This window comes from Bifidobacterium longum subsp. infantis ATCC 15697 = JCM 1222 = DSM 20088, from assembly GCF_000269965.1.
GTDB lineage: Bacteria > Actinomycetota > Actinomycetes > Actinomycetales > Bifidobacteriaceae > Bifidobacterium > Bifidobacterium infantis.
Genome location: NC_017219.1, coordinates 559,405 through 573,270, shown reverse-complemented (window position 1 = coordinate 573,270; position 13,866 = coordinate 559,405). Strand labels below are relative to the sequence as shown.

General features: G+C 41.9%; 11 protein-coding genes. 3 read left to right on the top strand and 8 right to left on the bottom strand.

Features of this window, described 5'->3' with window-relative positions:
* Nucleotides 1-152 precede the first annotated feature (152 nt).
* Nucleotides 153-815, top strand: coding sequence for a response regulator transcription factor (locus BLIJ_RS02550; RefSeq protein WP_012576912.1), 663 nt, complete (start codon nt 153-155; stop codon nt 813-815).
* A 458-nt stretch (nt 816-1,273) separates the two neighbouring features.
* On the top strand, nt 1,274-1,972 hold the full coding sequence (locus tag BLIJ_RS14140) for a sensor histidine kinase (protein WP_126386283.1): 699 nt from the start codon (nt 1,274-1,276) through the stop codon (nt 1,970-1,972).
* 412 nt (nt 1,973-2,384) lie between these two features.
* Here the strand turns inward: BLIJ_RS14140 and BLIJ_RS13345 are convergent, their stop codons facing one another.
* The gene (locus BLIJ_RS13345) at nt 2,385-3,650 is read right to left on the bottom strand and encodes a tyrosine-type recombinase/integrase (protein ID WP_012576910.1); all 1,266 of its coding nucleotides are present in this window, start codon (nt 3,648-3,650) and stop codon (nt 2,385-2,387) included.
* Nucleotides 3,651-3,836: 186 nt separating this feature from the next.
* Between BLIJ_RS13345 and BLIJ_RS02540 the strand changes: the two genes are divergently transcribed.
* Nucleotides 3,837-5,192 carry an IS3-like element ISBlo11 family transposase gene (locus BLIJ_RS02540; RefSeq protein ID WP_012576493.1) on the top strand — a complete coding sequence of 452 codons (1,356 nt, stop codon included), beginning with the start codon at nt 3,837-3,839 and terminating at the stop codon, nt 5,190-5,192.
* Between the two features lie 374 nt (nt 5,193-5,566).
* Here the strand turns inward: BLIJ_RS02540 and BLIJ_RS02535 are convergent, their stop codons facing one another.
* The 7 genes from BLIJ_RS02535 to BLIJ_RS13340 are packed head-to-tail and all read right to left on the bottom strand — an operon-like array spanning nt 5,567 to nt 13,856.
* A complete protein-coding gene (locus BLIJ_RS02535) occupies nt 5,567-6,796 on the bottom strand; it encodes an ATP-grasp domain-containing protein (protein WP_231837852.1) in 1,230 nt (409 codons plus the stop codon).
* Between the two features lie 14 nt (nt 6,797-6,810).
* Nucleotides 6,811-8,013 (bottom strand): ATP-grasp domain-containing protein, encoded by a 1,203-nt coding sequence (locus BLIJ_RS02530; RefSeq protein ID WP_012576908.1) that lies wholly within the window; start codon nt 8,011-8,013, stop codon nt 6,811-6,813.
* A gap of 5 nt (nt 8,014-8,018) precedes the next feature.
* A complete protein-coding gene (locus BLIJ_RS02525; protein WP_231837851.1) occupies nt 8,019-9,248 on the bottom strand; it encodes an MFS transporter in 1,230 nt (409 codons plus the stop codon).
* On the bottom strand, nt 9,226-9,675 hold the full coding sequence (locus BLIJ_RS12985; protein ID WP_014484610.1) for a flavodoxin domain-containing protein: 450 nt from the start codon (nt 9,673-9,675) through the stop codon (nt 9,226-9,228). The genes BLIJ_RS02525 and BLIJ_RS12985 overlap by 23 nt, the downstream gene beginning before the upstream one ends.
* Before the next feature lie 16 nt (nt 9,676-9,691).
* Complete coding sequence (locus tag BLIJ_RS02520) at nt 9,692-10,981, bottom strand: ATP-grasp domain-containing protein (RefSeq protein WP_012576905.1); 1,290 nt, start codon at nt 10,979-10,981, stop codon at nt 9,692-9,694.
* Nucleotides 10,981-12,675 carry a hypothetical protein gene (locus BLIJ_RS02515; RefSeq protein ID WP_012576904.1) on the bottom strand — a complete coding sequence of 565 codons (1,695 nt, stop codon included), beginning with the start codon at nt 12,673-12,675 and terminating at the stop codon, nt 10,981-10,983. The genes BLIJ_RS02520 and BLIJ_RS02515 overlap by 1 nt, the downstream gene beginning before the upstream one ends.
* Nucleotides 12,672-13,856, bottom strand: a complete 1,185-nt coding sequence (locus tag BLIJ_RS13340; protein WP_012576903.1) for a pyridoxal phosphate-dependent aminotransferase — start codon at nt 13,854-13,856, stop codon at nt 12,672-12,674. Before BLIJ_RS13340 ends, BLIJ_RS02515 begins: the two co-directional genes overlap by 4 nt.
* Nucleotides 13,857-13,866: the final 10 nt, after the last annotated feature.

The following is a 13,866-nucleotide window of genomic DNA, read 5'->3' as shown; positions in this document are numbered from 1 at the left end:
GACATTCTTTAGAACCTAGAACTGAGGTGAGTAATTTTAATCTAGACACGGGGCGATACTGCAAATATTGTCTCTGCACAAGTAATTTGCATGCCACTGTATGGCACCAAATTATTCAAATAAATTCGTTATCGGGTCCACACGGCAAGGCAATGTACTTAGGAAAAAGAATCAGAATCGCAATTGTAGACAATGACAAACTTGCCATCGGTATGATGAGACTACTGATTGGGCATCTCCTCCCGTCAGCGGACATATGCTGGACCGCATTCACAGGTGAGGAGGCCGTCAGCAAAAGTCTCTTCGACAAGACACAGCCCGACGTACTAATAGTGGATATGTCACTAGAAGGCATGAGTGGATTCGAAGTGTGTCGAAGGATCCGTTCCCGGACCCCCAAAATCGCACTCATAGGGGTGACTGCCTTCTCTCCTGAGCGTTACTATGCTGATGCACTGTCCAATGGGGCCAATTGCCTGATTCCCAAAGTCCAGATGAGAGATATATGCCGGGCATCATATCGGCTTGCGAACGGGCAACAGCCCGGCACTCAATATGAATCTTCCGAGACTGCTCAGGAAGCGTACTCCAAGCTTTCGCCCGAAGACGCTGGTCAGTATCACAAAAACCTCACCAGAAGGGAAACGGAGGTCATGAGTCTGTGCGCACGTGGATACACCTCCCAGGAGATAGGCGATTACTTGGGCATAGGCGAATCAACTGTCAAGACCTACATCAAACGCGTGACCGAAAAAATGGACGTTAAAAATCGAACTCAAGCGGTGATATGTTGGCTCAAAGAGAGGGAATCATGAGGATTCGGAAATCTCCTCTTGTTTCCTTTGTGCTCAACCATCCCACGTACATCGGATACCTACTTTCCATAGTTAGCGTCGCACTCACTATGGCGGAAACTATGATATTGCCCCCCAATACAATATGGACGCTGGTATTCTGTATCATCCATATGATCGCGGTAATGATGCTTCCGAGCCGACCACTATTAGGGAGCAACCTGGCACTAGCATCGTTTATCATATGCTGCTTCATACCCGATGACGGAGGACCCACCCTGCTCTGGGGCACTTGGCTTTCGTTGGCGTATATAGGATTATCGATTAAGTCACCGATTGGGTTTATGTACCCGCTGATCGTCTCGGTCGCACGCATGTGGAGCTTCAACGAAGCAGGGACACCATTTCGGGAATCTTTCACATTGCTATTCATCATGTTCTTCGCTTATTACATTGGACGAGCCCTCGGATGGAGGAACATGAAGCATCAGGCCGAAACAAACAGACTGGAACGCAATCAGCTACGGCAACGTTTGGACACGCTACGCAAGGAAAACGAGGCCGCCATCCATATCCATGATTCGGTCGCCGCGAACCTGACCTATGCCGCAATGCTGCTGGACGACAAGATGATCCAGAACGAATATGAATTTACGGAACGTGAAATCAGCGAACTGCACGGGAAAATAATGGACACTCTTAAAGACGTTAGAACAGCCATCAATCTGATGCAAGGCGAGGAAATTCCCCATCAGACCGGAGACAGCACGACAGCCGCCGCGAAAATACAATCAATCATCAACAGTGGCGACGAATCGTTAATGAGACTCGGATTCTCCGGCAAAACCGAACTGTCAGTTCGGTCCCTGAACCACGCGGATTCCCGTTGCCTGATTGAAATATCCTCACTGCTGCCTGAATTGTATACAAACATTGCCGTTCATGCATCGCCGAACAGCGAGTATTTCATTCGCATCACCTATAAAGACGGAGCGATGATTATCGATCAGGTCAACGAAATCTCAGATAGCACACTGCTTCCAGACAAGCCGGCTTCGAACAACGGGCTGAGACTGCACACCGAACGAATTCAGTCCGAGGGAGGAGCCGTGAAAACCTCATCCGAAGATGGAACATGGCAGTTCCATGCGTCAATACCAGTACGCACAAATCAGTGACGGCAAAGCCATAGCAGAAATGGCGGGCAATGTTGATTCAACATCAAAGAAGGCTCTGACGCATTAGATGCATATGGAACTGCATAATTGACAGATTCCATTGGACTCCCCGAAGCCGTCAGAGAGAAAATCATTAGTGCAGCAATAATATTCATATCCACCACTTTCTTACTCCGGTGAAGTATGCCATAAATACGGTAGTTGCATCTCAAATCAATCTTTCGATGTCAACTTTCGTATGACATCGAAAGACAACATGCTTACACTTCTCGGTAGCCGCATCTTGCGGAAACAATTACTTGACACCAATGTCTCCGCATACGGCTTGATTACCGTCAGGCGTCGTGCATTAGATAAACTCTCTCTGAAACGTAGACGGATCGTCTAATACAATTTCTTTATAAAGTCTATTTTACCTGCTGCTTTCAAATATAAAATCTCGTGCCAAAGTATCTACAATATGACTTTGATGCTCAGCAACCGTCAACTGATAATATCTAACAGCAACTTTTTCGCTGACATGCCCCAGTTCATTCATAACTTCACGCAGAGTTCCCCCTTGTAACATCAATAGAGTCGCATGACTCGCACGCAATCCCTGAAAAGTCAGATCGGGTCGATTCGCCTTTATTCGCGCTTTAGCAAACTGGCGTTCTAACGTGGTCTGCGACATTATCTTCGATCGTTTAGGAACAAATACCGGAGAGTCAGGAGTAGATATATCGCAATAGTCGCATAAATGCTGTCGCAGCATTGGCATAATCGCATCCGGTATATGCACGTTCCTCACACTAGATTCTGTTTTAGTCTTGCCGTATTGGACCGTACCTCTATCTGTTTTACCTCGGTTCACTGAATGCCGCACGTGCAGCGTTTGTTTGTCCAGGTCAATATCTCTAATTTGAAGACCGCATAGCTCACCGCATCGCAAACCTCCCGCTAAAGTGGAAAAAAATACCGATAACCGCGTGTACGTCGGCATTGACTCGGCTAAAATCCGAAGCTCATGCGGCGTAACTGGAGGAATATCAATTCGAGATGATCGAGGGGCTGGAGGAATATGGAATATAAAAGGATTGAATTGCAGCAATGACGCAGATCCGTCTAATCCGGCCTTTGTCGCAGATTCCAGTACCGCTTTCAACCTCATGCAAGAACGACGAAATGCCCAGGGTCCCTCGCAGTGAGGAGCATCATACCATTCTTTGATTATCATTGGCGTAATCTCAGTGAGAAGCAAGTTCTCGAAAAAAGGCATAAAATGTCCTATATCCACATGAAGGTTGCGCCTAGTTCCTCCTGCTACATCTTCGCCGTTCGGTAGTCGATAATTCTTTTCCCACCAATTCACATAATCGCAGAATTTGACTTTATCTCGCTTCGTCTTGTCATCTTCTTGCATTGCTTCTCTTTTTCTCAGTGTCGGATGAGTCCAAGTGAGAATTCCCTTATGTTGAAGATCAACCAAGTATTTTTCTTCCTCAAGCCATTTTCGAGCTTCCAACTCTTGCCAAGGTTTGAACTGTCTTTGAACACGTTTCCCTGATTCCGTAGGATGAGGATAGCGAACCTGCCAAGCCACGATTTCACCATCTTTGCTGTATCGAGCTATAACCGTTCCCCACTTACTGCGAGCTTTACGCGATTGCTTTTTCTGGGAATACCTGTTCTGGTGCATAACATCTCCGTAAATCAAAGAGGTGCACTGAATATATGCCTCTTGTGAGAGATTGAAACCAAGAATTCCTGATAACCAGCATTTTTGCTGAATTGTTGTCATCTTAATGATGACTGCACGACGGGTATAGAATCTCGGGGATGCGGACGGAAAGTTGGACGCTTGGGCGTCCGGATTGGAGTCCGCATGTTTTCGATGGAGGATCGGCGCAGGGCCGTTGACCTGTATTTCACGGAGGGCATGACCATCAGGAAGGTCATTGCCGAGCTTGGTTACCCGTCCGAGGGCGCGCTGGTGAAATGGGTTCGCGAGGACCCGCGTTACACGGGCGCGTGCAGGCGTTCGTATACGCTGGAATGCAAGACGAATGCGGCCAGACGCGCGCTCGAGGGCGAGCCCCTCGCCCGCGTGGCGCGCGACGCGGGTTGCACGCCGACGAGCGTGTACCAGTGGATGCGCCGCTACCGGAGCGAGGGGATACTGGGACTGATGGACAGGAGAAACGCGCCGATGCCGGCCGAACCGATGCCCGCGGCCGGCGATGACGTGGAGGAGCTGCGCCGGCAGGTGGAGGTCCTGCGGCTGGAGAACGCGGTGATGCGGGAGACGATCGATGTTTTAAAAGCCGACGACCCGCGCCTCGACCCGTCCATGCTGACGAACAGGGAGAGGACGCGGGTCGTCGACGCGATCAGGGGTGAATTCGGCCTGGCGGCCTGTCTGAAGGCCGTGGGGCTGAAACGCAGCACCTACTATTACGAGCGCGGCGCGATCGCCGCGGGCGACAGGTACGCCGTGCTGCGGGCCCGCGTCGCCGGCCTGTTCGAGCAGGGTGGGCGCGCATGGGGATACCGGACCATCCACCGCATGCTGCGCCTTGACGAGTCCGACCCGATCGTCGTCTCGGAGAAGGTCGTCAGGCGGATCATGCGCGAGGGGGCCATGCGGCCCGTGTACCTGAAGCGGCCGAAGCGGTGGAGCTCCTACGCCGGCGAGATCGGCGAGGCCCCGGCGAACCTCGTGGAGCGGGACTTCCACGCCGACGCGCCGAACATGCTGTGGGTCACGGACGTCACCCAGTTCACCATGGACGGGTACAAGTGCTGGCTTTCCCCGGTGGTCGACTGCTTCGACGGGATGGTGGTCTCCTGGACCTTGTCGCGCTCCCCGAACGCCGACATGGCGAACCGGATGCTCCTTGACGCGGTCGCCACGCTCAGGGACGGGGAACATCCAATCATCCATTCCGACCGCGGCTGCCACTACCGGTGGGACGAATGGATCCGCATCTGCGAGGAGCACGGGCTGATCCGGTCGATGAGCGCCAAGGGATGCAGCCCGGACAACGCGGCCGCCGAGGGGTTCTTCGGCAGGCTCAAGAACGAGTTATTCTACGGGCGGGACTGGAGGGGCGTGGGCTACGAGGAGTTCCGCGAACGCCTGGCCGCCTACCTGACCCACTACAATGAAACCAGGATCAAGAAGTCACTGGACTGGATGAGCCCCGTGCAATACCGCAGAAGTCTTGGACTGGCCGCCTGACCGTCCAAAAAAACATCCGCACCCCCCTCACTAGAAAATCATGCACATATATCAGGGAAAAGATAAATTAGACATCAAATCAATGACTTGCTGCTCTAAGATGAATACTGAAATCAACCCATTATAAACACGGACGATCTTGACTGTTCCCGAAGCAGCAACAAAAAACCTTAGCGCACCTTTCTGAACTAAAAAAATCCTTGGTGCGCTAAGGTAAGATTGTAAGGAATATGATATTTCTACATGATATAATCCGTGAAACAAGAGAAAACTATATACATATCCGCAATCGACCATACTCAATGGCGGTTCAAGCACTCATCTCGTTCACAATTCTAAACAACTTTCAGGATGAGCGAGCAGGAGCAGAAGACTTAGTCACTTAAAACATGAATTTTAGAATTCAAAAAAAGAGTCCAATATTCTACTTGTTCCAATAATGTCTTTCGTTGATCTATTTCAAATAAAAGAAGTCCAATATTATCAGTAGATTCAGATTGAGCATCGATATAATCTCCACTTTTATATGAAGTAAAAAATGATATTACGTTAGAATTATTAGCAATTGTATTAATATCATACTTGTCGATTCTGCCTCTTTTTGGCAGAATCGACAAGTAACCATACAATTTATCCGTAACACATGATGCACAGAACGGTAAACCAAGCTGTACGCGAAAAGACTCTTCGTTCATTATAAAACCATATTTTCGCTGTATGGCATCGCTTATGAGCAAACCACCAGTACGACTTGCTATTTCTATGAAATAAGGTTTCATTGATTCATCAAGGATCCATTCTGCATGAATAGATCCATTATCAAACTTTGGGTCCGCAAGCAATTTGCGCGTTTCATTTGTCAGAACCTTAAAAGGAGTAGAAAATGGAGATATCTGTAGATCTGCAACTGTGCTCAATGGAAATTGAGGTTTAATATCCTCGTTAAACAAAGTTGTACTTTTTCCAGAGGAGTTCAAATACATCGATACTGATGTGAACACAAGCCGTCCATTGGATATTATTCCATCTACATGGTAAAGATTTCCCTGAATGAAAGACTCGACATCTAGTCCATCATTAAAATCTAAAACTCGGCAAAAGGATTGAAGCTCACCCTTATCTGAAATGAGTGAAACATTCTTAGATCCATATTCATTCTTCGGCTTTATTATGATAGGGAATCCATGTCTCGCCACGAAAGAATAAATATCTTCTTGATCAAAAGCAACCGTGAACGAAGGCACCGAGATTCCCGCAAGACTCGCCCATTCTTTCATAGCAATTTTATCTCGATAGAGAAATGCGCTGAAATAAGATTGACCAGGAATATCGAGCAAGCTTCTTAGCTTAGCGGCCCTCAGAATGTCCAGCTCTGACAAGGCAATGATTCTGTCAAAAGGTCTTTCGCCATGCAGCTCTATCACAAGTTTTTCAAGCGCTAAATCATCATCATAAGATTCGAAGTAAACAAATTTGCTCAATCCTCTTTTTTCAGAGTCTGGTATATCGTATCGAGAAATTAAAACTACATCTGTGTCTTCCATTTCTGAGTGCTCAAGCCACGAAGTTACAGAGGCGCGAACCCAGGGCACACGATTAATCATGCATACATGCATGTTCACTCCTTAGATGTGTTTATATGAAATAAACTAAGTACACAATTCATCTGACGTTCAAGCGAAAAATAATCTATATCATCAATTATGATATAACCTCGTCGTTTGCTGCTATCAGATATTTCACTTAAATAGTCACCTATTGAACAGGTTAATTCATGTTGGAATCCTTTTAATGCTTCAGGATGACTGAAACCAGTAACAATGCCCGGTTGAAAATCGAAGTAATTCTGTTGAGAAAAGCGTGAACTTATTGAAGGAAAAACAGGATGCAAACCGCATAATAGCATGCAATACATCCATAAAAAATTCATTTCATAGCTTATGGATATGAGATCTACAATCCTGTCACCAGGACGTCGACCCGCACATTCAACCAAAAAAGGATTGTCATCAGAAGAGATAATCCATTCAGCATGTAATGCAGCAGTTTCTATCTTTGCCTTTTTTACAAGCAGATCCATAAAATGATATATATTCACCTTTGCTTTTTCACTAATTATTCCTGGAACTTGATGTCCAGATTCAACAAAAAAACCATTTTCGTATTTGAATTTCTTTGTTATATTTCGAAAAACTATTTGTTTATCATCTACAATATATTCACAGGAATACTCGGCACCAGGGATAAATTCTTCAACGAGTAGACCATCCTTCTCATTATGTAGACTTGCTATAGACTCGCAGAATTCCCACTTCTCATCGATCTCTGATGCCTGATTAATACGTACAACACCTTCGCTAGCAGAAAGTGTTCTAGGCTTGATCACTACTGATGATTGCTGACGATTTGCATAAAACTTTTTTACATCTACTCTACTTGACGCAAATATGTAATCAGGCTGAGGAATATCATATTTCTTACAAAAATTCCTTAGCTCAAGTTTATTTCTAAAAATATGTGCGCCGATATCGCCAATACGCGGCACGCATAGTTTCTTCGCACAATAGTTTGCATCCTCAACTGAATTTTCAAAACACGGAATAACTGCATCAAATTTTACAGTTTGCACCAATAAGCAAATGATAGAATCCAATTCTTCTCTATTCCCATATTGGAAGAAATGTATATCATTTGAAATATCAATTACGGTATTATCCACACTGTCTTTTTGATGCAGAATATATATAACAGAATCAGGATCTGATTCAGAAATGCATTTTGCTATAACAGCGCTTTCTCCAATCATTAAAAAATTCATCATGATCTTCAATCCTTATTAGCACCGGCAAAACGAGAAAAATATAAAAGCAATGACATAATGGCCAATACACCAACAAATACATCAATGCCAACGAATATGCTGTTATCAACTATATGTGTAAATATAGGTATAAATACTAAAGTTGAAAATGCAACAAAAATATCTCGCAAACTTGATAGTTTTCCATGCACCGTGTTTTCTGCAGTCTTTTGCAATTCCGTCTGAAAAACAGCAATACTTGATCCATTAATCAAACCGATTAGAAACATTACTAAAGACGAAAAAAATGGGGATGGGAAAGAACCTAGGATGCAATAACATATTGCTTGAAGGAGCATCAACAGCGGAGCGACCCCGCTGAAGGACCATCGGTTTAATACTCTCTCCACTAATAGAAATGAAGAGATCGCCCCCAGGGCAAAGCCTCCATCCAATATCGATATGTAAGCACTATTCGCCAATACTTCAGTTGCAAACTTTGGTTCGATAAGATTTACAAAGCTAACCGATATATAATCAAAAATAGAGAAAACGATCAGTAATGTAAGTTTTTTGTTTTCCAAAATATTTTTTATCATGGAAAACCACGCAAGATACATCGATCTCAACACATTTTTATCGTTTGTTGTATTGATAGAATCAGAACTTCTCACTAAAATAATTCTGTTCATCATAAAACTAGTTATGAGAAAACAGCCAGAATTAATTCCTAAAGCATAAACTGGATTGTTTGTCAAAAGCAAAGGTGCCGCAAGCGCAACACCAATTAGCTGTCCACTTTGGTTTGCCGAACTCCGAATTCCATTAAATGAAAGCAGAGTTATATTATGGCGTTCAACTTCAGGGATCAACTTAAAGTTAGCAGCTCTGAAAAAGGGGCTGCAGATACTTAATATAGTATTTATTAACATAAGTATTATTACAATATTTTTTGCGAACATTAAACATGAAAATACACCTCCTAAAAGAATCACACCTTGAATTAGATTAATGTAAACAGAGACTTTCTTTGCATCAATCAAATCAGCGACATATCCCGCTATTATATTCAACAAAAGCGATGATAAATTCTGAATAATCAGTATCAGGCCAAAAGCTCCGACAGATCCTGTAGCAGCATATAGCATCTGCCCCACGATTAGCGAGAACATTCCATTACCTATATTTGAAATAAATGTTCCAAATATAAATAATATGACAGATTTATTGCCTTTAAACATTTTGATTTTCATCATGTCCTTTTTTTGTGTTTAAAATCGACAAAACAAAATTACCCAATCTCTGCTCGTCTTCAGCTTCTGGGTACAACTCAACTTTTACGGGGTCGGCTCCTCGTATGGCTCCGGTATTCTCTAGCCTTGAGTCGAAATTATCGACTGCGGTACAGAAATCCTCATAAAATGTATCTCCTGAACCACATACACCAAAAGTCAATGAAGAAAGTTTTTCATGTTCCAACCATTCATAGAAGTCATAAGCAGGTCGCGGCACTTCGCCATCTTCATATGTATATGAAACAACTACTAGGACATCATAATTAGTAATACAAGCATAATCAGTATCTTCTATTCGGCTAACATCTGCTTGTACGCAATTGTCATTAAATATTCGAAATAGAATATCTGCAATAGCTTCATCATTGCCAGTCATACTGGTAAACATAATGAGAACTCGCATTTTATTTAATCGCTTCCTTAGAAATAGATATTTCAAATCTCTGTTGAATTAAATCAAAAGATTTTTCTATATCCTCAATACTTGTTCCTTTTACAACCATTGTTGCTGTATATAACGAGCTAAAATCATCAGGAGGAAGTACAATGCTATCGCCCTCCTCTTTAAGTGGAAGGAAGTTAACTACATTAGGATCTTCATATATACGTTGCAATCCACCAATATGTGTGACAATACCTTCCTGGTTCGACATAAAATCAAGATGTCCGGCAATGCATTTTGGAGACTGTGACCATTGAGCAAATTCAATTTGCGTATCAATGGGTAGTCCTAAAGCATTTTTAATATTCTGTTCAACAAAAGAAGTACCTGATGCAAGAGGTACAAGATGAGTTGTAATAAACTCTCCACCAGGACGCGCAGCTATTTCGATAACCTTTAATTGTGGTCCATTAACCTTGCATTCGGCGTGAAAAGAGCATTGCGAAATGCCCAAAGCTCGTATTGCCTTAGTAATTTGCTCTCGATATACCCTCAAATATTCTGGATTTTTTTGTGATGGTTCAAATTCTTTATACTCTGTAGAATATTTGTCCGTTACAAATTTATCCGTCATACCAGCAATAATGATATTATTGTCAAACGTCGATACGAATCCTTCAATGGAGATTTCGTCGCCATCCATGAGCTCCTCGTAAATATATTGATCGGGGAAATAATTATATACGGGATCACGATCTATACGAGTTTCTTTGACTACCTCATGATAAGCTGAATACAAATCATGATTATCGAAAATTTTTATAATCGATTTGCTTCCAGAAGCACCTACTGGCTTCAAAACACCAGGCACACCAATTTCATCAACTGCAGTTTGAAGTTCCTCCAAACTACGCACACTTTTAAACCGTGGGCACAATTCTGGATGCTTCAGAGCAATTGCACTACGCATCAAATACTTATTTCTAGCATTTTTACTAGCCTCTATCGATGGGCCTGGAAGTCCCAAGGCTGCAGCAATCCTTGAAACAAGTTCTACATCCTTGTCAGCCCAAGTCAACACACCGGAAACAGGATTCTTTTGATGAATTTCTTTTACTATTTCTAATGCTTTATCCATATCATATGTATCAGCAATGAACACATTATCAGGATTTACGTATCTATCATCTATTTCAGGATCTTTATCACATAAAAGTACAGGATCGACATTTAGATTTTTCGCGGCGAACAACGGTTCCATCCGTTCAACCATGTGCGACCTAACATTGATAAAAAGAACTCGCTTTTTCATTAATTCTCCTTTTTCATTAATTGGATAAGATTGATATAGGTTTTCTTAGTCATCTGCGTAAGCGAAAAATCATAATTATTTAGATCAGAAATATAATCGATCAATTTTTGCTCAGCAATTTGGACATATTTAAATGCTTTAAGAGCTTTTTTCAAATCTGAGATTGTGTATTCTTCATCACCTTGACGCATTAATCTCAGATCCATCAAAGATTTAAACTCGCGGCCATTAATCCAAAGTTCGCCAGGTATACGTATCGTATTGTTAACTTCAGACTTAACATGGCCAACATGATGATATTTATCAAGCTTAGCAACGTCGGGCAGAACAGCAGAAAAGTAATATTCCCGCTTGCTGTTATCGACGCTTTGACTCGACAAAAAATTTGCTGGCATATAATGCCAACCGTTATAGAGCATCCGCGTTGTGACGGCCATGGCAACGTTAGCCGTTATCACGGAGGGCATTTTTCGCACCATATTATCGCCAGGAAGCACATAGCAATAGTAGTGACGAGGATTCAAATCACATATCTCTTGATATTTTTGTTCCTTCGTTAGACGAATCAAAAGCCCTATATCACAGAAGAATCTCGAAAAAGCGAGGTCTGATTTTGTATCATTTGAAACGCATTTCAATATTGCCTTAAGAAGTGAAAGAAATGCGCTTTCACAATCTTTCCCATTTGCTGAGTAATATTTCATTAGAGAATTTTCATACTCATATTCAAAATAGAAATCAAGATTAAAAGAATTCTTGAGCATTTGATTAATAGAACTATATTCAGGAAGTTCTGCTCTTAAAGATTCATCATCAAGATATCTTTCTTCTTTCTGAAGAGACAAACCATTGATATACCTATACACAGTTCTTCCATCGCAAGCTAGCGCAAATTCTTTCTTCAAAGATTGCGCTTTAGATTCCAGCGAAGATTCATAATTGTAATCGCTGCTAACGATTCCTTCAGAAAGATATTCATCATGCTTAATATCAAAGTATTTCTCTAATATTTTTAAAGAAATTTGCTTAGCATTGAACTCTTCACATCTTGTTTGAATTCCAGATTCAAGAAGATAATCCAGAAAACAGATAAAAATCAGGTCTTCTTTGTCCCAAGACCTATGATCTTCTGAATCCCAGTATTCAAATAGATTGTTTTTCTTGAAATTTGTTCTATTACTAGTTAAATTATTCAAATAATCAAAATTTGAATACACATGATCTCCTACATAATAAATCACAGGAGCCATATGGCTTAAATAATACCCAATTCTTGCATTTTTTTGTCTTAAATCAATAGTACTGCTCGATATCAGCTTCATACATCTTGTAATTTCAGCAGAAAACTCATTCGCATCTTTTTCTTGATAATTAGTCCAAATATTTCTGGGCACTTGAAAAGAAATCACAAAACGACACAAATCGGATTCATCGATACGTGTATCAGAAATCTGCAGACGATTAAATCTGTAATATGCGTAGAGCGTCACTTCATCACTGTCGCATGAAAAACTATGATCCAAAAAACGAAGAATATTCTTTTCTTTATCGGTTAGCGTCTCCATTGCAGAAGTAATTTCTAGTCTATTATTCAAGGTAAGAACACATCTCAGCGCATCGCCTGCCATGGTCATTCTCTGCGCTTTTTTGCTACTCTCAGAAACTACCCATTTATAATCTTTTAAATTAATCATTTCATGCCCTCCTTGAAATATTTTTTTATCCGCTGTGCCGCATCGCAAATTTCCTGCATTGATTTTGCATAAGAAATGCGGACATTGTTTGGAGCATCAAAAAAAGATCCCGGCGTTATTGCGACATGTTCTCTCTCCAACAAAGAAGCGCATAAAGCTTCAACCGAATCAATGGATTCTCCATATATACTGTTCCCTAAGACGGAATCGACTCTGGGGAATAAATAAAACGCACCTCCGGGTTCTACATCTATCTTTAACGGAGTATCAGCCAATTGATGAATCAAATAATTTCTTTTTTCTTTAAGCTCAATTAAGTGTTCTTTATCAAAATTATTAATTGCGTATTTTGCTGCCACTTGAGAAATCGAAGAAATGCTTGCCGTTGTTTGACTTTGAAACGCTGCAATTTTTATCGAAATATCAAGAGGTGCAGCAGTATATCCAATACGCCATCCCGTCATTCCAAATGCTTTTGAAAAACCATTAACTAAAACTGAATGTTTTTTCATATAATCATTTATGCCGACCGGAGACGAGTATGTTCCCGAATATACCAATCTCTCATATATCTCATCGCTAATAACATATAGTCCGTTCTCTTCTACGATTGAGACAAGATCATCCAACTCTTCTTCAGAATATGTCGCTCCTGTTGGATTACTCGGAGAATTGAGGACTAGAATTTTACTTCTAGGCGTAATGAAAGCTTTAAGAGTCTCCTTCGTCAATTTAAATTCAGAGGATTCATCTAACGGAATTAATACAGGTGTTCCTCCGCACAATAAAACTTGTTGCTTGTAAGTAGGCCAAGCTGGAGTAGGAATTAATACTTCTTCTCCACCATTCAGCAAAACAAAAAAAGCATTGAAAAGTGCTTGCTTTCCACCCGCAGAAACTACAATTTGATCAGGAGTATATGCAAGATTATTCTCTTTAAGGAGTTTAGCGCATATACTTTCTCTCAAAGAAATAATGCCAGAAGAATTAGTATAATGAGTGAAATGATCACAAATTGCTTTTATTGCAGAATAACTAGATTCAATAGGCTCGACATAATCTGGCTCGCCTACGGTTAGGTTAATTACATCCTCTCCTTTTTGCAATAGGCCATTTATCTTATTATTCAATTGCAAAGTCGGCGATTCACTTAATTTTAAAATTCTTTTTGAGAAAAGCATAATTATCCTT